The following is a 21,195-nucleotide window of genomic DNA, read 5'->3' as shown; positions in this document are numbered from 1 at the left end:
GCGCCGCGCAATCCCCCGCTCAGAGATTCTTACCCGCGGCCCTCGGCGCGCAGGATCTCCGCCAGCGCGGCGCGGCCGACGTCGAGCTGGGGCTCGGTCGGCTCGCGCGTCCCGAGGACGCGCTGGAGCTCGTGGCCGGGGCGGCGCAGCAGCGCGGTCGTGCGGGAGCCGTCGTGGCGCTCGGACCATGCGAACACTTCCACTGCGACACCGATCGACGCCAGCGACACCGCGGCGCCGGCGACCGGGCCGGGCTTGTCGAGCACGCGCCTCAACAACGCCGTGCCCGCGACGTTGGAGGCCAGCAGCGGCGCCATCAGGTGCGAGCCGCAGCGGTCGTGCTCCTTGGTCGCGTCGCGCGCGTCGCCGGCGCCCGACTCGTAGGCGCCGATCGCCTTGTGCTCGACCCCGTGGTAGGCCGCCAGGTCGCCGGAGCGCAGCGCCAGGAACGACGGCAGCAGCGAGAACCCGGCCAGCGCGGCCTCCCCGAGGACGCCGCCGCGCCCTCGCGCGCGCCGCTTCAGCGCGGCGCCGCCGAGCGTGACCGCCGCGGCGGAACCCAGCACGCGCGCGTCCTGCCACGGCAGCCTGGCCTCCGGCAGCGCGCGCTTGACCAGCGGGATGACCGCCATCGCCTCGCCCAGCCGGACGACGCCGCGCGCGCCCGGGAGCCCGTCGACGGCGCGCGAGCGCACACGCGGCTTGCGCCCGGAGGCGGAGACGATCCGGCCGTCGGGCGCCCGGACCGCGGCCGCCCACATCGTCGGCCCGTGCACGAGCAGCCCGTTGCGCAGCGCCATCCCGCCGAGGCGGAGGGGCTCCGGACGCTCGGCCGCGACGCTCACCCGAGCAGCTCCTCGGCGATCGCCGTGTACGCCCGCGCCGCGAACCCCACGTCGGCCGCCTTGATCCGCTCGTCCTTGCCGTGCACGAGCGGCCACATCTCCAGCAGCGTCATCTCGCGCTGCGGGAAGAACCCGTAGGCCACGCACTCCGGGAACGCGTCGCGCCACGTGCGCGAGTCGGTGTAGGCCGGGAGCATCGTCGGGATCACGCGGCCGCCGTCGTCCTCGGTCCCGACCCAGTTCTTGATGGCCTCCATCAGCGGCGTCTCGACCGGCGACCCGTTGCCGACGACCTCCTCGAGGAACGTCAGCTCGACGCCGTCGCTGTCGAGCAGGTCGCCGAGCACCTCACGCAGCCGCTTCTCGGTCGTCTCCTTGCCGTGCCCGGGCGGGACGCGCGTGTCGACCTTCAGCGTCGCCGTCGCCGGGATCACGTTGAAGGCCTCGCTCGCGCTCACCATCGTCGGCGCGAACGTCACGGAGATCATCGGCTCGGCGAACGCCGCCAGGACCGGCGACAGCTCGCGCAGCGCCTCCAGCCCGTCGGCGCCCAAGGCCTTCATCAACGCCTCCGGCGCCTCGGTGATGTCGTGCGACGGCCTGCGCGTCGCGAAGGCCTCCAACAACGGCGCGAGCTTGGGCAGCGCGTTGTCGGCGACGTTCGGCATCGACGCGTGGCCCGCGCGCCCGTGCGTCGTCAGCGAGAACCGGAAGACACCCTTCTCGGCGGTGCACACGCCGTAGAGGCGCTCGTCGCCGTGCGGGATGACCGTGCCCGCGCCCTCGTTGAGGAGGTAGTCGCAGCGGACGAGGTCCGGGTGGTTCTCGCAGATCCAGATCGCGCCGTCCATGCCGCCGACCTCCTCGTCGACCACGGAGATGAACAGCAGGTCGCCGCGCGCGGGGCGCCAGCCGGACTCGGCCAGGACCAGCGCGGCGGCCGCCTCGGCGGCGGTCTGCGACTTCATGTCCTGCGCGCCGCGGCCCCAGACCTCGCCATCGACGAGGTCCCCGGACCACGGATCCCGCGACCACTCGCTCGCATCCGCCAGCACCGTGTCGACGTGCGACAGCAGCCCCAGGACCGGCCCCGGCTCGTGGCCCTTCAGCCGCGCGACGAGGTTCGGCCGCTCCGGCGTCTTGCCGACCAGCGTGACCTCGAAGCCCGCGGCCCGGAACGGCTCGGCCAGCTCCTCCTGCAGCGCCCGCTCGTTGCCCGGCGGGTTGACCGTGTTGTGCCGGATCAGCTGCTGGAGCAGGGCGACGGCCCGCTCCTCGAGAGTCTCGCTGGCCATGCGCTCCACCTTATGCCAACCGGCGGGAGCCGAATTCCGTTCACGCTCGCCGGGTGATGGCCGCTCACCCGCCGGGTGCGCAGCATGGCCTTCATGAACGCCACCGAGTACCCGCCCGACAAGGGCACTCCTGCGTATCTCGCCGAGTTCGTCGGCACCGCGATCCTGGTCCTGGCGATCACGGGCTTCGTCTCGCAGTCGTCGCCGGTCGTGTCGCTGCTGCCGCTGGGGCTGGTGCATGCCCTCGCGCTGATGCTGCTGGTCGGCGCGATCGGGTCGATCTCCGGTTGCCACGTCAACCCGGCGGTGACGCTCGCGCTGCTGGCGATCCGGAAGGTCTCGCCGCGCGATGCGGGCGCGTACATCGGCGCGCAGGTCGTCGGCGGCATCTGCGGCGCGCTGCTGGCGCGGGCGTTCTTCAGCGCGCGCGGCAGCCTGTTGAACTACGGCGCCGCGACGGTCAACCCGCACTTCCTGCACGGCGGTAGCGTCTGGCTCGCCCTGCTCGCCGAGGCGGTCGGCGCGTTCATCCTGATGTGGGCGGTCATGGGCACGGCCGTGAACCCGGACGCACCCAAGGGCGTCGCGCCGTGGGCGATCGGCGGCGCGCTCGGCCTCGCGGTCCTGATCTTCGGCCCCGCGACCGGCGGCTCGTTCAACCCGGCGCGCTGGTTCGGCCCGGCGCTGGTCTCCGGCACCTGGAGCGACGGCTGGCTCTACATCATCGGCCCGGTCATCGGCGCCGGCATCGCCGCGGTGTCGTACCTCTCGATCATGGACGCCTCGCACCGGATCGTCGGCGCGGCGCAGGCGCCGGAGGTCGGCGAGTCGGCGGTGCCGCCCAGCGGGGTGCCCCGGCAGCCGTAGCGCTGGAATCACGACCCGCTGCCGCGAGTGCGATCCTGAGGTCGTGAGCGACCAGCTGTTCTCCTTCGGCGGTGATGACGACGTGCCGCGGCGTGAGCAGGATGCCGGGGTCGAGATGCCGTCGGCCGTGGCGCCGCCGTTGCCGGCGCGGATGCGGCCGCGGGATCTGAGCGAGCTGGTCGGGCAGGAGCATGTCCTGGCCGATGGCTCGTCGTTGCGGGTCGCGATCGAGAACGGGCGACCGTTCTCGATGATCCTGCATGGGCCTCCGGGGACCGGGAAGACGACGCTGGCCCGGATCGTCGCGACGAGCGCCAACGCGATCTTCGAGGAGCTCAGCGCCGTCCAGGCGGGCAAGGCCGAGGTCACGCAGGTCATCGCGCGCGCACGCGAGCGGCGCCGCGGCGGGCGCGCGACGGTCCTGTTCCTCGACGAGATCCACCGCTTCAACAAGGCCCAGCAGGACGCGCTGCTGCCCGCGGTCGAGGACGGGCTGGTGACCCTGATCGGCGCGACGACCGAGAACCCGTACTTCTCGGTCAACTCGGCGCTGCTGTCGCGCTCGCAGGTGCTGGAGTTGCGCGCGCTCACCAGCGAGCACGTCGAGACGCTGCTGCGCCGCGCGATCGAGCGCGGCGAGCTGGGCGACGTCATCGTCGACGACGACGCGATCGAGTTCCTGGCCCAGCGCTCCGGCGGCGACGCGCGCTCGGCGCTCGGCGCGCTGGAGCTGGCGGCCGAGACCGCGGGGCCGGAGGGCACCGTCGCGCTCAGCGGCGCCGAGTCGGCCCTCCAGCGCAAGGCCGTCCGCTACGACCGCCAGGGCGACCAGCACTACGACCTGATCTCGTCCTGGATCAAGGCCACGCGCGCGTCCGACGTCGACGCCTCGCTCTACTACCTCGCGGTCATGCTCGAGGGCGGCGAGGACCCGCGCTTCATCGTCCGCCGCATGGTGATCCTCGCCTCCGAGGACGTCGGCAACGCCGACCCGCGCGCGCTGATGGTCGCCACGGCGACGGCGTCCGCGATCGAGCTGATCGGCCTGCCCGAGGGCGCCCACGCGCTGGCCCAGTGCGCCGTCTACCTCGCGACCGCGCCGAAGTCCAACGCCTCCTACAAGGCGCTCGGCGCCGCCCGCGCGCACGTCCGCAAGCACGGCGCCGCCGCGCCGCCGCCCTACCTGCGCTCCGGCCCGCTGGCCGAGGAGGGCTACGACTACCCCCACGACAGCCCGGGCCACGTCAACGCCCAGGAGGTCATGCCACCCGGCCTGGAGGGCACCCGCTTCTACTTCCCGGACGGCAACGAGCAGGGCTTCGCCGACCGCCTCGCCGCGATCCGCAAGGCGCGCGGCCGCGGCGAGTAGGCGCGCACCGGCCCGCCCGTGCGCCGCGGCTGACACCATCCGGGCGTGGCCGCCCCCGCTGACGCCCCGTCCCTCGAAGCGATCGCGCCCGCGACCGGCGACGCGCTCGGCGCCGTCCCGGTCGCCTCGCCGAAGGCCGTGCGCGACGCGGTCGCCGAGGCCGGCGCCGTCCAGGGCCTCTGGGCCCAGCTGCGCCTGGCCGACCGCGCCCGCTACATGGCGCGCGCCGCGCAGGCCGTCATCGACGAGGCCGACGAGCTCGCCGACCTGATCGCGCGCGAGCAGGGGCGCCCGCGCACCGAGGTCGAGATCGCCGAGATCCTGCCCGCGATCGAGACCCTGCAGTGGCTGGCCGAACACGGCCCCGGGATCCTCGACGGCGAAAGGGTCGGGCTGACCCGCGCGCTGCACCCGTTCACGCGCGCGGGCTGGTCCTACGAGCCGCTCGGAGTCGTTGGTGTCCTCGGTCCGGCGGCCGAGCCGTTCGCCACGCCGCTGGGCGACGTCGCCGTCGCGCTGATGGCCGGCAACGGCGTCGTGCTGAAGCCCTCGCCCCACGTGGCGCTGACCGGCGAGCGGATCGGCCGCGTGTTCGCGCGCGCCGGCCTGCCGCCCGGGCTGCTCGGGATCGTCCACGGCCACGCCCAGACCGGCGCCGCGCTGGTCGACGCGCCGGTCGCGCAGGTGCGCTTCACCGGCAGCGCGGTCGCGGGCACGAAGGTCCTGGAGGCGTGCGCGCGCGGGATCAAGCGCGTCGTGGCCGAGCTGGGCGGCGCCGACGCCGCACTGGTCTGCGCCGACGCCGACGTCGCCCGCGCGGTCGACGGCATCGCCTACGGCGCGTTCGCCAACGCCGGCCAGTCCGGCGGGTCGATCGAGCGCGTGTACGTGGTCCGGGCGGTCGCCCAGGAGTTGTTGGAGGGGTTGATCGCGCGCGCCCGCGCGCTGCACGTCGGCGACCCGCTGGACCCGGAGACCGAGGTCGGCCCGCTCGTCGGCGGCGAGCGCCTGCGGCGCGTCGTCGAGCTGATCGACGAGGCGGTCGCCGCGGGCGCGGTCCTCAACTGCGGCGGGCCGGTCGCGGTCGCGGGGCTGTCCGGCGCGTTCTGCGCCCCTGCGGTCCTGACGAACGTCTCCGAGGGGTCCCGCCTCGCCCACGAGGAGGTCCCGGGGCCCGTGATCTCGGTGACCGTCGTCGACTCCGAGGAGGACGCGATCGCGCTGGCCAACGGCTCGCCGCTCGGCCTCGGCGCTTCGGTGTGGACCGCTGATCGCTACAAGGGCGCGCGCATCGCGCGCGAGCTGCGTGTCGGCATGGTGTGGATGAACGACCACCGCACGACGCGCTCAGCACCGCAGCTCCCGTGGGGCGGCGTGCGCGGCTCCGGGATCGGCCGCGCCCGCGGCGCGGTCGCGCTGCGCACGTGCGCCGAGCCGAAGGTCGTCACGTGGGAGCCCGCGCGCGGGCGCGCGTTCTGGTGGTTCCCCTACGACCGCGCGCTGGCCCGGACGGTCCGGTCGCTCGCGCGCCTGCGCTCGACCCGCGACGCGGACCGGACGCAGGGCCTGCGGGAGGGTGCAGGCCCGGCGTTCGCGGTCACGCGGCGCACCTTGCGCACGCTGCGCCGCCGGTAGAGGAGTGAACCGGCGGCGCGCGTCGCCCCTGCGACGCCGTGCGTCACGCATGCACGCTTCGGCTAGGTCCTGGCGCCTCCCGTCGCTCGGGCCGAGTCCGCGCCAACGTACGGTCCGGAGAACGGCGTGTCGCGCCGTGCGCAGGAAGTGCAGCGGTTCGGGCCGCGAAAACGACTTGTATGTCTACGTCAGCGCCCGCAGCAGCGCCGCGGTGAGCGCCGCCGCGCCGATCGTCACCAGGATCGGCGCGCGCAGCGCGATCGCGACGAGCGCCGCGGCGAGGCCCGCGGCGCGCGCGTCGACCTCCAGGTGACGACCGGTCGCGAACGTGTTGGTGACGATCAGCGCGGCCAGCAGCGTCGGGGCCAGCAGCGCCATCGCGCCCATCAGGCGCGGCGACAGCGCGCGGCCGCCGAGGACCGCGGGCGCCAACCCCTTCAACAACAGCGTGCCCACTCCCGCGCCGAGGACGACGATCCAGGCGGTGCTCATCGCAGCACGCCCACGAGGCAGACGACCGACGCCGCGACGATCGGCACGCCGGGCGGGACCAAGGGCACCATGATGAGCGCGATCGCCGCGCCCGCCAGCGCGGCGAGCAGCAGCCGGCGCTCCCTGACCTGGCCGGCGAGCAGCGCGAGGAACAGCGCCGGGAACGCGGCGTCCAAGCCGTAGGTCTCGGGGTTGCCGAGCACCGAGCCCGCCGCGACGCCCGCCACGCTGCACACGACCCAGGACGCCCACAGCGTCGCGCCCGCGCCGACGAGCAGCCGCGGGTCGTAGCGCCCGCCGCCGGTGTGGCTGACCGCCCACGACTCGTCGACCGTCACCTGCCCCTGCAGCGCCCGGACCGCCGGGCGGCCCGGCAGCCACGGCGCGACCGACAGCCCGATCGGCAGGTAGCGCGCGTTGAGCAGCAGCGCCGCGACGATCGCGGCGGCCGCCGTCCCGCCGTCCGAGACGATCGACACCGCCGCGAACTGCGCGCTGCCCGCGAAGGCGAGCACCGAGAACAGGATCGTCGCGGGGATCGTGAAGCCGGCCTGGCGCGCGAGCACGCCGTAGGTGACCCCGAAGCCGCCGACCGCGATGGCCAGCGGCACCGCCCGGCGGGCGCCTTCCCGGTAGGAGGTCGTCGTCGCGACCGTTCGTTCCATTAGCATGAACGTTCGCCATGCCGAACGATATTGTCAAGGTCGTCGGGGACAACCTGCGCCGCCTGCGCGCCCAGAAGGGCCAGTCGCTGTCCGAGCTCGCACGCTCCAGCGGCGTGGCGAAGGCGACGCTCAGCGCGCTGGAAGGCGGGCGCGGCAACCCGACGCTGGAGACGATGAGCGCGATCGCCGCGGCGCTCCAGCTCCCGATGGGCGACCTCATCACGGCGGCCGATCCGGCGCCGGTGCAGGTCGTGCGCAGCGACGAGGGCACCGACATCCCGGGGACGGCCAACGACCTGCGGCTGATCGCGCGCTTCACGCCCGGCGGGACCGTCGAGGTCTACGAGGCGTCGTGGCCGAGGCGCTCGACGCGCAACGCCGGCGGGCACGGCCCGGGCACGCGCGAGCACGTCTTCGTCACGCGCGGCGGGCTGAAGGTCGGGCCGCTGGGCCGCGAGGTCGGCCTGGCCGGCGGCGACTACGCGACGTTCGCCGCCGACGAGCCGCACCTCTACGAGGCGCGCGCCAACACGCGCGCGCTGCTGCTGATGCAGTGGGCGCCGGGGCTGCCTCAGGCCGCCGCGCCGGCGGCGGGCGCGACCGCGCCCGGCACGTAGCGCCAGCCGCGCGGGAGCAGCGGGACGAGCACGCGCTTGACGTACTCGGCGCCGCCGCGCACGGCCAGCGCGCGGGCCGGGTCCCACGAGAACCCGTAGCCGCGGCGGACCCTGCCGGGGAGCAACCCCACCGTGATGAAGTTCGCCAGCTCGACGAGCGGGCGGGCCTTGAGCGGGACCGGCGGGCGCAGGACGACGTCGATGCCGACCTCGCGCGCAGTCGGGGTCACGTGCAGGTCGCCGGAGCGCAGCATGTCGTTCATGTACGCCTTGAAGTCGTTCCAGGTCGGCGGCATGTCGGCGTCGGCCAGGCCGAACAGGCGCCCGACGACGCGGTAGTCGGCCCAGTAGGCGTCGCGCTCGGCCGGGGTGAGGCCGGTGACGTAGCGCTCGTAGACCAGGACCGCGGAGTCGACCAGGCAGGCGACGATCCACAGCAGCAGCTCCGGGTCGTCGGCCGCCCACGGCGTGCCCGCCGGGAACGGGCCGGCCGCGCGCGGGAGGGTGCCGCGAGCCTGCGCGTGCATGGCGCGAACGCGCCGGGTCCTGCGGTCGGCCTCGGCGCGCGACCTCCACGCGACGGCGTCCATCACCTCGGCGGTCCGGCGCAGGCGCTTGTAGGGGTCGTCGAGGGAGCCCGTCGCCATGAAGAAGCCCTCGAACGCCACGGGATGCGCGGCCATCATCAGCAGCGCGCGCGGCCCGGACAGGCCGACCACCTTCTCGCGGTGGACGCGGCGCAGCAGGGAGTCGTCGGTGAAGTAGGAGTCGGTCACGTGTGCTCTACACCACGGTACGGCCGTCTACCCTGTGGGAGATGCCTGCTGCCGCCTATGAAGGGAAGGAGTGCGTCTGCCAGTTCAAGCGCGGGGTCTGCGACCAGACCTGCGTGCGGGACATGCTGGACACGCCCTTCTACATCGCGTGCCTGAAGTTGAGGGGCCGCAAGACGCTCGTCATCGGCGGCGGCGCGCTGGGCCTGGAGAAGACCGAGGGCCTGCTGGCCTGCGACGGTGACGTCACCGTGATCTCCCCGGAAGTCGTTCCCGCGGTCGCCGAGCTGGCGGCCGAGGGGTCGATCGCCTGGGAGCAGCGCGAGTACGCCGGGCCGGAGGATCTCGAGGGCGTGTTCATGGTGATCGCCTGCACCGACGACACCGACACGAACATCAAGATCTACGAGGACGCCGAGCGCCGCGCGATGTTGGTGAACATCGTCGACGTGCCGCCGCTGTGCAACTTCATCCTGCCGGCGATCCTGCGCACCGGCCCGCTGGCGATCGCGATCTCGACCGCCGGCGCCTCGCCCGCGCTGGCCAAGCGCATGAAGGCCGAGATCGGCGCCCAGTTCGGCGAGGAGTACGCCCGCTTGGCGGTCCTGCTGAACCAGACCCGCGGCTGGGCCAAGGGCACGCTGCCGACCTACCAGGACCGCAAGGACTTCTTCGAGTCGATCGTCAACGGCACACCCGACCCGATCGCCCTCCTGCGCGCGGGCGACGAGCAGGCCGTGCTGGACCTCATCGCCAAGGCCCGCGAGCAGCACACGCCCGCGGCGGCGTAGGCGTCGCGGCGCTCAGCCGCCCCATCTCGATCTCGCTCCTTCGTTTGTTGTTGTAGGTGTTCACCCGATCCAGGGGGTGGAGAGACAGGCGAGCGCGAGCAGGACGCCGAGGCCGATCCAGCGCCACCGGCGCCGGACCACGGTGAGCACGACGCCGAGGACGATCGCTGCGGGAGCGCCCGGGAAGACGACCGCGATGAGCAGCGGGTGATGGGCACAGGCCGTGTCCGGGATGCCGTCGCCGAGCCCGGTGCAGCGGATCGGCAAGATCATCGACGCCACCACGAACGGCAGCAGCAGGACCAGGACGAACGCGCTGACCAGGCGGCCGTTGCGCGGGTCGAAGATGCGCGCTTCGTGGGTCGGTTCGATCTCGTTGACCATCGGTCAACAGGACCATAGACGCTTCCTGACCGGCGGTCAACACCGACGAACGTCTAGGCTTCGGCGCGCGATGAGCGATGAGACGGAAGCGCCGCGGCTGACCCACCTCGACGAGAGCGGGGAGGCGCGGATGGTCGATGTCGGGGAGAAGCCGACGACGATGCGGCGGGCTGTCGCGCGGGCGACGGTGCGGATGAGCCCGGAGACCGCCAAGGTGGTCGCGCAGGGCGATGCGCCGAAGGGCGATGTGCTCGGCACCGCGCGGATCGCGGGCGTGATGGCGGCCAAGAGGACCGGTGAGCTGATCCCGCTCTGCCACCCGATCGGCCTCGACCACGTCGACGTCGAGGCGGACATCGACGCCGCGGCAGGCACGATCACGCTCACCGCCACGGCGGGCGTCACCGCCAAGACGGGTGTCGAGATGGAGGCGATGACCGCCGCGACCGTCGCCGCGCTGACCGTCTACGACATGGTCAAAGGTGTGGAGCGAGACGTAGCGATCGAGAACGTCGTGCTGCTCGAGAAGTCCGGCGGCCGCTCCGGGACCTGGCGCCGCGGCGCCTGATCAGCCTCCTGACACCCCACGTTTGAGGGGGCGGACGCCACGGCGGGTACCCGCGTGGGCGTGCTGTTCCATGGGGTCGACATCCCCGCGGTCACGACGATGGCCACCGCGCAGGGCCTGACGGTGTCCCTCGCCGGCCCGAGCGCGGCCCTCGCCCGCCGCGACGGCGCGCCGGTCGTCCGCCCGCGCTGGGCGCTCGCGCTGCTCGCGCCGCCCGCGATCTTCGTCGCGATGGTCGCGCTGCTCGCGCGCCACCCGGACGCCGCCCGCCTCGTCCTGCAGATCGCCACCGTCGGCGTGCCCGCGCTCGCCGCGATCGCCACCAAGGGCCTGGCGCGCCGCGCCTGGCCCGGGATCGTCGTCGCGCTGATCGCCGCCGCGTTCACGTTCCAGGGCGAGCTCGTCGGCCAGGTCGCGGTGCTCGCACTGCTCGTCCTCTCCTGCGTGGCGATCGGCGCGCTGATCCCGCGCCTCGGCCTCGGCCACCCCGCGGCGCTCGCCGCGGGCGCCGCCACGCTCGCGATCGCCGACGTGATCCTCGTCGCGCTCGGCCCCGTCACCGACGCCACCAACGCGCTCGACGCGGTCTCCACCGGCCACGTGCCGTTCTTCGGCGAGGCCGTCGTCGGGACCGTGCACATGGGCTACGGCGACCTCGCGATCGCCGGGATCGCGGGCGCGATCGCGGCCCGCCAGCCCGGCGGCGCCTCGCGCGTCGGCCTCCTGACGCTCGTGCTGTTCCTCGCCGAGGCCGCGCTGCTCGCCGGTCCGACCGCGTACCCCGCGACGCTCCCCGTGGTCCTCGCGCTGGCGATCGACGCGTTGTGGCGCCTGCGTGCTGAGCGTTCCTCTCCGGAGGACCGCTACGCTCCCGAGCGCTCATGCGCACCTGCGTCCTGACCGTCTCGACCTCCGTCTCGCGCCGCGTCAGCGAGGACGAGTCCGGCCCGCTGCTGGCCCACCTCGCCGAGGAGGCGGGCGCCGACGTCGAGGCGATGGAGGTCGTCCCCGACGACTTCAGCCTGATCGAGGACCGCCTGCACCACTTCGTCGACGACGGCTTCGCGCTGATCTTCACGACCGGCGGGACCGGCTTCACCCCGGACGACGTCACGCCCGAGGCGACGCGCGCGGTGATCGAGCGCGACGCGCCCGGGATCGCCGAGGCGCTGCGCGCCGAGTCCGCCAGGCACACGCCGATGGGCATGCTCAGCCGCGGCGTCGCGGGCATCGCGCACCGCACGTTGATCATCAACTTCCCCGGCAGCCCGAAGGCCGTCGCCGAGCTGTTCCCCGTGGTGGCACCCGTCCTGGAGCACGCAGTCCGTACGCTCCAGCGCGAACATGGCGACGCCCCCAGCCATTGAGCTGAGCAAGCTCACCCGCCGCTACGGCGACCGCGCCGCGCTCTCGGACGTCACGCTGACCGTCGAACCCGGCGCGACGCTCGTCGTCTTCGGCCCCAACGGCGCAGGCAAGACGACGCTGCTGCGCGTCCTCGCCACGCTGCTGCGCCCGCACGGCGGCAGGGCGACGATCCTCGGCAGCGACCTGCCCGACGCGGGCTGGGCGGTGCGCGGGCGCGTCGGCTTCCTCGGCCACTCCAGCCTCCTCTACAACGACCTCACCGCGCGCGAGAACCTCCAGTTCCACGCGCGCCTGCACGGCGTCGGCGCGCAGCGCGTCGAGGAGGTCCTGGCCGCCGTCGAGCTGACCCCGCGCGGCGACGACCCGATCCACACCTACTCGCGCGGAATGGTCCAGCGCGCCGCGGTCGCCCGCGCGGTCCTGCACGACCCGGAGCTGCTGCTGCTCGACGAGCCGACCGCCAACCTCGACCCGCGCGCCGCGCAGCTCGTCGAGCCGCTGATCGGCGCCGCCTCGGGCCGCACGCGCGTCGTCACCAGCCACGACCCGGTCGGCGGCCTGCTCGGCGCGGACCTCGCGCTGGGGCTCAGAGGCGGCAGGCAGGAGCTGCTCGCGCCCGCCACCGAGGTCTCCAGCGCCCAGATCGGGGAGCTGTACCGCTAGATGATGTGGCGCGCCGTCTCCGCCCTGCTGCGCAAGGAGCTGCGCCTCGAGCTGCGCACGTTCCAGGTCGTCCCCGCGATGGCGCTGTTCAGCATCACGACGCTCGTCGTCTTCCACTTCTCCCTCCAGCGCGACGCGGTCGACGGCGCGCTGGCCGGCGGGATCCTGACGATCACCGTCCTCTTCTCCGCGATCCTCGGCATCAACCGCCTCTTCGTCGCCGACCACGAGGAGGGCGGCTTCGACGGCTTCCTGCTCGCGCCCGTCGACCGCACCGCGATGCTCGTCGCCAAGGCGCTCGCGCTGTTCTCGTTCCTGCTCGTCCTGGAGCTGATCGCGGTCCCCGCGTTCGCGTTCATGCTGCTCGACCCGGAGTTCACGTTCACCGTCCTCGGGCAGGCGATCGTCGCGCTGATCCTGGCCGATCTGGCGATCGCGATCGTCGGGACGCTCGTCGGCGCGCTGGCGATCCAGACCCGCGCGCGCGACCTGATCGTGCCGCTGATCGCGCTCCCGCTGCTGCTCCCCGTGGTCATCGGGACCGCCAAGCTGCTCGCGCCAACCTTCGCCGCAGGCGGCGCCGCCGCGCTCCCCACGCGCTGGCTGACCATCGTCGGGCTCTATGATCTGGTCTTCGGGCTGCTCGCCTACGCCGTCTTCGACTTCCTGCTCGAGGACTAGATCCGCCGCAGCGCCCGCACCATCATGTCTGGCCCTCGTCTCCGCGCCCTGTCCGCCGCGACCGTGATCGTCCTGATCGGGGGCTACGCGCTGGCCGCGTTCTACGCCCCGATGGACGCCGACCAGGGCTTCATCCAGAAGATCTTCTACCTGCACGTGCCGATGGCGATCGTCGCGCTGTGCGGGTTCGTGTTCGCCGGCCTCTGTGCGATCGGTCACCTCCGCACCGGCGACTCGAAGTGGGACCTGCGCGCCTACGTCGCGATCCACGTGTCGATCATCCTCGGCCTCGGCGTGCTCGTCACCGGCGCGATCTGGGCCAAGGCGTCGTGGGGCCACTACTGGGTCTGGGACGAGCCGACGCTCGTCTCGTTCCTGATCATCTTCCTGCTCTACGCGACCTACACGCCGCTGCGGTTCTCGATCGAGGACCGCGAGAAGCAGTCGCGCTACGCCTCGGTCTTCGCGATCACCGCGGGCGCGTTCGTGCCGCTGAACTTCATCGCGGTGCGCAGCGCCACCTCGCTGGTGCACCCGCGCACGCTCAGCTCGACCGAGAACCTGCCCGGGAAGATGGCGCTCGCCTTCCTGGTCTGCATCGCCGGGATGACGCTCCTGTACGCGCTGCTCTTCAACTACGAGATCGCCCACAAGACGACCGTCGCCCAGCTGCGCGCGCTCAAGCGCAAGCTCGCGGGCGACGACGCGGTGCGCGCGCGCCGCTCCGCCGCCCCCGAACTGCAGGTCCGATAGATGCTCGCCTCGACCACCCTCCCCGACAACGCCGGCTACGTCGCCGCGGCCTACCTCGTGTTCGTCGCGCTGCTGGTGATCTACGTCGGGATCATGGCCTACAAGTTGAGCAACATCCGGCGCGACGTCGCCGAGATCGACGAGCTGGTCGACCGCAGGATCGCCGCCGCTTCCGACGACGCTCCGCGCGAGCGCGAGGAGACGGTGGCGTGAGCCGCGGCGGCGAGCTGCTCTGCCTGGGTATCTCGCACAAGACCGCGCCGGTCGCGGTCCGTGAGCGCCTGGCGTTCACCACGCCGCGTGCGCAGGAGCTGTGCCGCGAGCTGGTCAGCGGCGACGCGATCCGCGAGGCGGTCGCGATCTCGACGTGCAACCGCACCGAGATCTACGTCGTCGGCGACCCCGTCGCGGCCGAGTCCGAGCTGCTGACCGCGCTGGCGCGCCGCGCCGGGACGCGCGCGACCGAGCTGGCCGAGGCGATGTACGCGCCGCGCAACTGCGACGCCGCCCGCCAGCTCTACCGCGTCGTCTCCGGCCTGGAGTCGATGATCGTCGGCGAGGCCGAGATCCAGGGCCAGACCAAGCGCGCCTACGAGGCCGCGCTGGAGGCCGGGACGACCGGCCCGATGACCAACCGCCTCTTCACCGCCGCGCTGCAGACCGGCAAGCGCGTGCGGTCCGAGACCGCGCTGGGCGACGGCCGCGCGTCGGTCTCCGGCATCGCCGTCGGGCTCGCGCGCGACCTGATGGGCCCGGACCTCGAGAAGCGCGACGTCGTGATCATCGGCGCGGGCGAGACGTCGGAGCTGACGGCGCAGGCGCTGGCCGAGCAGGGCGTCCGGACGATCTTCGTCGCCAACCGCCACGCCGACCGCGCGCGCTCGATCGCCGACCGCTTCGGCGGCAGCGTCTCCTCGCTGCACGACCTGCCCGAGCGCCTGGCCGAGGCCGACATCGTCGTCTCCTCGACCTCCTCGCCGCACCCGCTGATCGGCGTCGACGAGCTGGCGCTCGTCATGCGCGAGCGCAACGGCGCGCCGCTGCTGCTGATCGACCTGGCGGTCCCGCGCGACATCGAGCCCGCGTGCTCCGAGCTGGACGGCGTCGCGCTGTACGACATCGACGACCTGCAGTCGGTCGTCGCGCGCAACAGGCAGGTCCGCGAGGCCGAGCGCGTCCACGCCGAGGAAGTCGTCGAAGACGAGATCCAGCGCTTCGCCCGCTGGATGGGCCAGCTCGACGTGATGCCGACGATCTCCGCCCTGCGCGAGCACGGCGAGTCGATCGTCGAGCAGGTGCTGGCCGAGAACGCCGGCCGCTGGGAGAGCGCGTCGCCGCGCGACCGCGCCCGGATCGACGCGCTGGCGCGCTCGATCATGCAGCGGCTGCTGCACGAGCCGACGATCCGGCTGAAGACCAACGACCGCGAGATCAGCCACGGGCGCCTGGAGATGGCGCGCGAGCTGTTCGGCCTGCTGGACGAGGGCGCCGACGAGGCTGCGGACGCGGCGGTCGAGGGCGGCGAGGCCGAGGTGCGGCCGTTGCGGCGCCGCGACGCACGGTGAAGCTCGGCACGCGCGGATCGCGCCTGGCGCTGGTCCAGGCCCACGCGGTCGCCGCGGCGCTCAGCGCGGCGGGCATCGAGTCCGAGATCGTCGAGATCACGACGTCCGGAGATCGCGGTGTGGCGGGCGACAAGGCGCGCTGGATCGACACGATCGAGGACGCGCTGGAGCGCGGGGACATCGACCTCGCAGTGCACTCCGCGAAGGACGTCCCGGCGGCGTCGCTGCTGCGGCCGGGCATGAGACTGAGCGCGGTGCTGGGGCGCGAGGACGCGGCCGACGTGCTTGTCGGGGTCGACTCGTTGGACGCGCTGCCCGAGGGCGCGCGGGTCGGGACCGCGTCGCTGCGGCGGCGCGCGCAGCTGCTTGCGGTCCGGGAAGACCTGCAAGTTGTAGAACTACGCGGCAACGTCGACACGCGCCTGCGCAAGCTGCGCGAGGGGCAGTGCGACGCGCTCGTCCTGGCAGCCGCGGGCCTGCGGCGACTGGGGCTGGAGCGCGAGATCGGCGCGACGCTCGACCCCGCGGTGTTCGTCCCGGCCCCGGGCCAGGGCGCGCTGGCCGTCGAGGGGCGCGAGATCCCGTCCGTGCTCGTGGATCCTGCCGCCGACGCCGCACTGCGCGCCGAGCGCGAAGTTGTTGAAGCACTTGAAGCGACCTGCGACACGCCGGTCGGCGTCCATCATGATGGGGTTGCCTTGCACGCCTTCGTCGGCCTCCCGGACGGCAGCGCCTGGCTGCGCGACACGGTCGCCACGACCGGCGACGACGCCGCCGCGCTGATCGTCGACCGCCTCGACGCGATGGGCGCGCGCGAGCTGCTGCGCGAGGCGGAGGCCGCTGCATGACTCCGGGCTCGCACGACGACGCCGGGCGCGGGGCGCATGCCGTTCGCGGCGTCATGACCGCCTCCGCGCCCGGCCCCGGCCGCGTGATCCTCGTCGGCGCCGGCCCCGGCGACCCGGGGCTGATGACCGCCCGCGCGCTGGAGGCCATCGCGCAGGCCGACGTCATCCTGTACGACAAGCTGATCCCGTCGACCGCCCTGGAGGGCGCGCGCGCCGACGCCGAGCTGATCGACGTCGGCAAGGTCGGCGGCGGCAAGCAGGTACCCCAAGAGGAGACGCACCGGCTGCTGCTCCTGCACGCGCAGGAGGGCAAGCTCGTCGTCCGCGTCAAGGGCGGCGACCCGTTCGTCTTCGGCCGTGGCGGCGAGGAGGCGCTGCTGTGCCGCGAGCACGGCATCGCGTTCGAGGTCGTCCCCGGCGTCACCGCCGGGATCGCCGGGCCCGCCTACGCCGGCATCCCGGTCACGCAGCGCGGGATGGCCGCGGCGGTCGCGTTCGTCACCGGCCACGAGGACCCGGCCAAGCCCGAGACGATGATCGACTGGCCCGCGCTGGCCGCGTTCCCGGGCACGTTGGTGTTCTACATGGGCGTGCGCGCGCTGCCGCGGATCGCCGAGAGCCTCGTCGCCGGCGGGCGCCCCGACAGCGAGCCGGTCGCGATCGTCGAGCGCGGCACGCTCCCCGACCAGCGCTCGGTGCACGGCACGCTGAGCACGATCGCGGCGCTCGCCGACGCGGCGCAGATCAAGCCGCCGTCGGTGACGATCGTCGGCCCGGTCGCCGCGCTCGGCGAGGAGCTGGCGTGGCTGGGCCGCGGGCCGCTGGAGGGCGTGAGCGTCGTCGTGACGCGCCCGAAGGCGCAGGCCAGCGGGCTGGCGCGCTCGCTGCGCGACCTCGGCGCGCGTGTGGTCGAGGCGGCGACGATCGTCCCGCAGCCGCTGGAGTTCAGCGTCCCGGACCAACTCAATGGCTATGACCTGCTCGTGCTCTCCTCGCCCAACGGCGTGGCGCGGTTCTTCGCGGAGCTCAAGCGCTCCGGCCGCGACGCGCGGGCACTCGCGGGCGTCGAGGTCGCCGTCATCGGCCCCGGCACCGCGGACGCGCTGCGCGCGCACGGCGTCGAGCCGGACCTGATCCCGCGCAGGGCCGTCGGCGAGTCGCTGGCCGAGCTGGTCGCCGCGCGCGACGACGTCAGGACCGCGCTGATCGTCCGGGCGCGGGGCGGGCGCGACATCGTGCGCAACGCGCTCGACGCGCAGGGCGTGCAAGTTGATGTGGTCGAGCCCTACGTGACGGTCGCCGAGCCGCTCGACGCGCGCACCCGCGCGGCGGCCCTGGGCGCCGACTGGGCGACGTTCACCAGTGCGTCTTCCGCACGGTTCTTCCTGGAGGCCGCGGGCGGCCCCGAGGCGGTCCGGGAGTCCGGCCTGCGCCTCGCCTCGATCGGCCCGATCACGACCGAGGCCCTGCGATCGCAGGGCCTCGAACCGGACGTCGAGGCCGCCGAGCACACGCCCGGCGGCCTCGTGGATGCTCTCGTAGCGGCGGCGGCTACTACTCGGGCAGGGTGAACTCGCCGACCAGGCGGGTCAGCTCGCCGGCCGTCTCGGCCAGCGTGCCGGCGGAGGCGACGATCGTCTGCGCGGCGTGCGACGTCTCCTGGGTGGAGGCGCTGACCTGCTGGGTGGCGGCGGAGGTCTGCTCGGACACGGCGGCGACCTCGGCGATCTCGGCGTCCATGCGCTGAGAGGTCTGGGTCAGCTGGTCGACGGCGTAGGCGATCTCGCCGACGCGCGCGCCCATCTCCTCGACCTGGCCGTTGATGCGCTCGAACGCCTCGCGGGCCTGCTGGACGGTCTTGGTGCCCTCGTCGGTCCGGGCGCCGCCCAGCTCGACGACCTCGACGGCGCGGCCGGTCTCGGCCTGGATCTCGCCGATCAGCGACGAGATCGAGGACGCGGCCTGCTGGGACTCCTCGGCCAGCTTGCGGACCTCCTCGGCGACCACGGCGAAGCCGCGGCCCTGCTCGCCGGCGCGGGCGGCCTCGATCGCGGCGTTGAGCGCGAGGAGGTTCGTCTGCTCGGCGATACCGGTGATGGCGTCGACGATGCCGCCGATCTGCTCGGACTTGCTGCCGAGCTCGCGGATCGCGCCGGTGGCCTGGACGGAGGCGTCGCGGACGGCGACCATCGCCTCGGTGGCCTGGGCCACGGCGGCGGCGCCCTCGGAGGCGACCTCGCGGGCGGCGTCGGCGGCGCGGGCGGTCTCGGCCGCGGTGGCGGCGGAGGAGCGCGCGGCCTCGACCATCTCGCCCGTCATCTGGCGGGCGCCGTCGACGGCCTGGACCTGGCGCTCGGCGCCGTTGGCGACGTCCTCGACCGCGTGGGCGATCTCACCGACGGCGCGGCCCGCGTCGCCCGAGGACGTCGCAAGGTGCTCGGAGGCGCTGGACAGCGTCGCGGCGGACTGCGAGACGCGGCCGATCATGCCGGTCAGCGCGGCGCGCGAGTCGTTGTAGGACTCGACCGAGGCGACCGTGTTGCAGCGCAGCGCCTCGGCGACGCGGCCGAGATCGCCGATCTCGTCGGTGCCGAGGTCCTCGAGCTGCGGCGTGACCGGGACGACGTCCTGGGTCAGGTCGCCCTGCGAGAAGCGGTTCAGGCCCTGGCGCAGCTCGGTCGCGCAGTTGTCGCGCAGCATCGCCAGGCGGTCGACGACGAGGCGGATACGGCGGGCCATGCGGGAGGCGACGACGAAGGAGATCGCGACGCCGGCGAGGATCGCGACGATCAACGTGATGATGATCGCGTCACGGCCCGACTTGTAGGAGCTGTCGATCTTGTTCTCGGCCTTCTGGGCGTACGTGTTGGACGCCTGGGCGAACTGGCCGGCGACGGCCTCGAGCTTGACCGCGGTGCCCGGGATCGCGCCGATGACCTTGGCCGACTGGGCGGCGGAGGCGTTCTTGGGCAGCGTGGTCGCGGCCTTCAGCGCGTCGTTGTAGTTCTTGATCGAGGTCTTGACGTTGGCGGCGAGCTTGGCCTCGCTGCCGGGGGCGGCGTCGAGCTGCTTGGCGGCGACGGCCAGGGCCTTCTGGTCCTTGGTGGTCGCGGCCATCAGCGTCTTGAACTGCGGCGTGTTGCCGGCCTTCGTCGGGCCGTACTGGGCGACGAGCAGCTGGTAGTTGGTGAACTGCAGCTGGAGGTCCTTGGCGAGGGCCGTGGCGTAGATCGAGTTGACCGTCGGGGTGTAGGCCTTGTCGTGCAGGTCCTTGCCGGACTGCTTGACGGTCCCGAGGTGGCCGATCGCCAGCAGCGAGCCAACGGCGCACAGCGCGATGATGAGGAGCGAGCTGCCGATGAGCTTGCTGCGGATGGAGAGCTTCATGCGCTCGGAGATCGGCGTGGTCGTCAGGCGATCCATCACCCGGTCGGGGGAGCCGATGGGTTGAGGTCCGATCGCGGTCCTCGTCTGGGCTGCGGGTTTGCGGGCGATAGCCTGGCGCGCGATGGCGCGTCCGATCACGTTCCTGTCCGACTACGGCCTCGAAGACGACTTCGTGGGCGTCTGCCACGCGGTGATGGCGCGGATCGCGCCCGACGCGCGGGTGATCGACCTGACGCACGGGCTGGCGCGCCACGACGTGCGGAGCGCGGCGATGGTCCTGCGGCGGTCGCTGCCGTTCTGCGCGCCGGGCGTGCACCTGGCGGTCGTCGATCCAGGCGTCGGGACCGCGCGGCGCGCGATCGCGCTGCGGACGACCGAGGAGGACCGGCTGCTGGTCGGGCCCGACAACGGGCTGCTGTCGCTGGCGGCGCAGCGGTTCGGGGGGATCGCGGAGGTCGTGGACGTGACGCGGTCGCAGCACCGGCTGGAGCCGGTTTCGGCCACGTTCCACGGGCGGGATCTCTTCGCGCCCGTGGCTGCCGCTTTGGCGGGCGGCGCGGAGCTGCTCGAGGCGGGCGACCCGATCGACGCCGACGAGATCGTCCGGGCCGACATGCCGCTGGCCTTCCTGGATGCCGAGGCGAACGAGCTGTTCGCGCACGCCGTGGGCTTCGACCGCTTCGGGAACGTGATGCTCGACGTCGAGCACGCGGAGCTGACGGAGTCCGGGTTCCGGCTCGGGCACGGCGTGGTCGTCAACGACAGGGCGGGCGTCTACGCGACCACGTTCGCCGACGTGCCGGCGGGGCAGCTGCTGCTCTACGAAGACGCCTACCGGACGCTGGCGCTGGCCGTGAACCGCGGCTCGGCGCGCGAGCTGCTGGGCGTGGCGATCGACGACGAGCTGCGCATCCGGCCGCGATGAAGCTCGGGACTCCGCGCCTCCATCTCCGGACCGTCGGCTCCACGAACGACCGCGCAAGGGACCTCGCGGCAGCAGGCGCGCCTTCCGGAGCGCTGGTGACCGCCTCGGCGCAGACCTCCGGCCGCGGCCGTCAAGGGCGCGTCTGGACGACGCAGGTCGGCGCCGCGGTGACCATGTCCATCATCTTGCGCGACCCACCGCCGGTCCTGCCGCTGATCGCGGCGGTGGCGGTGGCCGAGACGATCGGCGACGGCGCGAGGATCAAGTGGCCCAACGACGTTCTGGTCGACGGGCGCAAGGTGTCGGGGATCCTGGCGGAGGGCCGCCCGCACGAGGGCTGGGCCGTGCTCGGGATCGGCGTCAACGTGGCGGTCGACGTCGCGCTGTTGCCGCCGGAGGTGCAGGACCGCGCCGGCTCGCTCGGGCGGGCGCGGTCGGAGGTCGAGCCGTTCTTGTCGTCGTTGCTCGCCGCGCTGTCGTCGTGGCTGGCCGCGCCCCTTGAGGAGACCCTCGCCGCCTGGCGGGCGCGCGACGCGCTGCTCGGCCAGACGATCGCCTGGTCCGGCGGCACCGGCACCGCCGCCGGCATCGACGCCACCGGTGAGCTCCTCGTCACCCTCGCCTCAGGCGAGACCATCACATTGAACGCTGGCGAGGTCCACCTCGGCCGGCTCCCCTCCTAGCCCGCGACACCGCACCGCCGC

The 21,195-nt window shown here is 73.5% G+C and carries 24 protein-coding genes; 17 read left to right on the top strand and 7 right to left on the bottom strand.

The window, feature by feature from the left end; all coding sequences use genetic code 11:
- Positions 1 to 29: 29 nt before the first annotated feature.
- Complete coding sequence (locus tag H030_RS0103390) at positions 30 to 845, bottom strand: DUF1385 domain-containing protein (protein ID WP_027005090.1); 816 nt, start codon at positions 843 to 845, stop codon at positions 30 to 32.
- Positions 842 to 2,140 carry a M20/M25/M40 family metallo-hydrolase gene (locus tag H030_RS0103385; protein WP_027005089.1) on the bottom strand — a complete coding sequence of 433 codons (1,299 nt, stop codon included), beginning with the start codon at positions 2,138 to 2,140 and terminating at the stop codon, positions 842 to 844. The genes H030_RS0103390 and H030_RS0103385 overlap by 4 nt, the downstream gene beginning before the upstream one ends.
- 93 nt (positions 2,141 to 2,233) lie before the next feature.
- Here H030_RS0103385 and H030_RS28910 point away from each other — a divergent pair, with 93 nt between their 5' ends.
- The 3 genes from H030_RS28910 to H030_RS36205 are packed head-to-tail and all read left to right on the top strand — an operon-like array spanning position 2,234 to position 6,011.
- Complete coding sequence (locus H030_RS28910; protein WP_051221585.1) at positions 2,234 to 3,007, top strand: MIP/aquaporin family protein; 774 nt, start codon at positions 2,234 to 2,236, stop codon at positions 3,005 to 3,007.
- A gap of 43 nt (positions 3,008 to 3,050) precedes the next feature.
- Positions 3,051 to 4,376, top strand: a complete 1,326-nt coding sequence (locus H030_RS0103375; protein ID WP_231398351.1) for a replication-associated recombination protein A — start codon at positions 3,051 to 3,053, stop codon at positions 4,374 to 4,376.
- 45 nt (positions 4,377 to 4,421) lie between these two features.
- Positions 4,422 to 6,011 carry an aldehyde dehydrogenase family protein gene (locus tag H030_RS36205; RefSeq protein WP_051221584.1) on the top strand — a complete coding sequence of 530 codons (1,590 nt, stop codon included), beginning with the start codon at positions 4,422 to 4,424 and terminating at the stop codon, positions 6,009 to 6,011.
- 183 nt (positions 6,012 to 6,194) lie between these two features.
- Here the strand turns inward: H030_RS36205 and H030_RS0103365 are convergent, their stop codons facing one another.
- Together H030_RS0103365 and H030_RS0103360 are read right to left on the bottom strand one after the other, a co-directional pair.
- The gene (locus H030_RS0103365) at positions 6,195 to 6,503 is read right to left on the bottom strand and encodes an AzlD domain-containing protein (RefSeq protein ID WP_027005087.1); all 309 of its coding nucleotides are present in this window, start codon (positions 6,501 to 6,503) and stop codon (positions 6,195 to 6,197) included.
- Positions 6,500 to 7,168, bottom strand: a complete 669-nt coding sequence (locus H030_RS0103360; RefSeq protein WP_035125807.1) for an AzlC family ABC transporter permease — start codon at positions 7,166 to 7,168, stop codon at positions 6,500 to 6,502. Before H030_RS0103360 ends, H030_RS0103365 begins: the two co-directional genes overlap by 4 nt.
- A gap of 17 nt (positions 7,169 to 7,185) precedes the next feature.
- On the opposite strand from H030_RS0103360, the gene H030_RS28900 reads away from it, so the two are divergent.
- Positions 7,186 to 7,785: an XRE family transcriptional regulator gene (locus tag H030_RS28900; RefSeq protein WP_051221582.1), complete on the top strand. Its 600-nt coding sequence runs from the start codon at positions 7,186 to 7,188 to the stop codon at positions 7,783 to 7,785.
- Here H030_RS28900 and H030_RS28895 read toward each other — a convergent pair.
- Positions 7,740 to 8,561, bottom strand: a complete 822-nt coding sequence (locus tag H030_RS28895) for an oxygenase MpaB family protein (protein WP_051221581.1) — start codon at positions 8,559 to 8,561, stop codon at positions 7,740 to 7,742. The two genes, H030_RS28900 and H030_RS28895, sit on opposite strands and share 46 nt — an antisense overlap.
- Before the next feature lie 41 nt (positions 8,562 to 8,602).
- Here H030_RS28895 and H030_RS0103345 point away from each other — a divergent pair, with 41 nt between their 5' ends.
- Complete coding sequence (locus H030_RS0103345) at positions 8,603 to 9,349, top strand: precorrin-2 dehydrogenase/sirohydrochlorin ferrochelatase family protein (protein ID WP_051221579.1); 747 nt, start codon at positions 8,603 to 8,605, stop codon at positions 9,347 to 9,349.
- A 60-nt stretch (positions 9,350 to 9,409) separates the two neighbouring features.
- Here H030_RS0103345 and H030_RS0103340 read toward each other — a convergent pair whose 3' ends face one another.
- Positions 9,410 to 9,733: a hypothetical protein gene (locus H030_RS0103340; RefSeq protein WP_027005084.1), complete on the bottom strand. Its 324-nt coding sequence runs from the start codon at positions 9,731 to 9,733 to the stop codon at positions 9,410 to 9,412.
- Between the two features lie 70 nt (positions 9,734 to 9,803).
- On the opposite strand from H030_RS0103340, the gene moaC reads away from it, so the two are divergent.
- The 10 genes from moaC to cobA are packed head-to-tail and all read left to right on the top strand — an operon-like array spanning position 9,804 to position 17,750.
- A complete protein-coding gene (gene moaC, locus H030_RS0103335) occupies positions 9,804 to 10,301 on the top strand; it encodes a cyclic pyranopterin monophosphate synthase MoaC (RefSeq protein WP_027005083.1) in 498 nt (165 codons plus the stop codon).
- A 60-nt stretch (positions 10,302 to 10,361) separates the two neighbouring features.
- Positions 10,362 to 11,201, top strand: coding sequence for a hypothetical protein (locus tag H030_RS0103330; protein ID WP_155891811.1), 840 nt, complete (start codon positions 10,362 to 10,364; stop codon positions 11,199 to 11,201).
- Entirely contained in the window at positions 11,183 to 11,668 is a 486-nt protein-coding gene (locus H030_RS0103325; RefSeq protein ID WP_027005081.1) for a MogA/MoaB family molybdenum cofactor biosynthesis protein, read from the top strand. The genes H030_RS0103330 and H030_RS0103325 overlap by 19 nt, the downstream gene beginning before the upstream one ends.
- Positions 11,646 to 12,332: an ABC transporter ATP-binding protein gene (locus tag H030_RS28890; RefSeq protein WP_035125805.1), complete on the top strand. Its 687-nt coding sequence runs from the start codon at positions 11,646 to 11,648 to the stop codon at positions 12,330 to 12,332. The genes H030_RS0103325 and H030_RS28890 overlap by 23 nt, the downstream gene beginning before the upstream one ends.
- Complete coding sequence (locus H030_RS0103315; protein ID WP_027005080.1) at positions 12,333 to 13,013, top strand: heme exporter protein CcmB; 681 nt, start codon at positions 12,333 to 12,335, stop codon at positions 13,011 to 13,013.
- Between the two features lie 24 nt (positions 13,014 to 13,037).
- A complete protein-coding gene (locus tag H030_RS0103310) occupies positions 13,038 to 13,766 on the top strand; it encodes a cytochrome c biogenesis protein (RefSeq protein WP_027005079.1) in 729 nt (242 codons plus the stop codon).
- Positions 13,767 to 13,979: a hypothetical protein gene (locus tag H030_RS0103305; RefSeq protein WP_027005078.1), complete on the top strand. Its 213-nt coding sequence runs from the start codon at positions 13,767 to 13,769 to the stop codon at positions 13,977 to 13,979.
- Positions 13,976 to 15,331, top strand: a complete 1,356-nt coding sequence (hemA, locus tag H030_RS0103300) for a glutamyl-tRNA reductase (protein WP_027005077.1) — start codon at positions 13,976 to 13,978, stop codon at positions 15,329 to 15,331. The genes H030_RS0103305 and hemA overlap by 4 nt, the downstream gene beginning before the upstream one ends.
- A complete protein-coding gene (gene hemC, locus H030_RS0103295; RefSeq protein ID WP_027005076.1) occupies positions 15,328 to 16,179 on the top strand; it encodes a hydroxymethylbilane synthase in 852 nt (283 codons plus the stop codon). The genes hemA and hemC overlap by 4 nt, the downstream gene beginning before the upstream one ends.
- Positions 16,176 to 17,750 (top strand): uroporphyrinogen-III C-methyltransferase, encoded by a 1,575-nt coding sequence (gene cobA / locus H030_RS0103290; RefSeq protein ID WP_231398350.1) that lies wholly within the window; start codon positions 16,176 to 16,178, stop codon positions 17,748 to 17,750. The genes hemC and cobA overlap by 4 nt, the downstream gene beginning before the upstream one ends.
- On the opposite strand, the gene H030_RS36200 is transcribed toward cobA, so the two are convergent.
- Positions 17,734 to 19,602 carry a methyl-accepting chemotaxis protein gene (locus tag H030_RS36200; RefSeq protein WP_051221577.1) on the bottom strand — a complete coding sequence of 623 codons (1,869 nt, stop codon included), beginning with the start codon at positions 19,600 to 19,602 and terminating at the stop codon, positions 17,734 to 17,736. The two genes, cobA and H030_RS36200, sit on opposite strands and share 17 nt — an antisense overlap.
- Before the next feature lie 85 nt (positions 19,603 to 19,687).
- Here H030_RS36200 and H030_RS0103280 point away from each other — a divergent pair, with 85 nt between their 5' ends.
- Together H030_RS0103280 and H030_RS28880 are read left to right on the top strand one after the other, a co-directional pair.
- Entirely contained in the window at positions 19,688 to 20,491 is an 804-nt protein-coding gene (locus H030_RS0103280; RefSeq protein WP_035125802.1) for an SAM hydrolase/SAM-dependent halogenase family protein, read from the top strand.
- Positions 20,488 to 21,174, top strand: coding sequence for a biotin--[acetyl-CoA-carboxylase] ligase (locus H030_RS28880; RefSeq protein ID WP_051221575.1), 687 nt, complete (start codon positions 20,488 to 20,490; stop codon positions 21,172 to 21,174). The genes H030_RS0103280 and H030_RS28880 overlap by 4 nt, the downstream gene beginning before the upstream one ends.
- The last annotated feature ends 21 nt before the right edge of the window (positions 21,175 to 21,195 follow it).

This window comes from Conexibacter woesei Iso977N (assembly GCF_000424625.1).
GTDB lineage: Bacteria > Actinomycetota > Thermoleophilia > Solirubrobacterales > Solirubrobacteraceae > Baekduia > Baekduia woesei_A.
The sequence above is the reverse complement of the archived record's forward strand: the minus strand, read 5'-3'. Positions and strand labels throughout refer to the sequence as shown.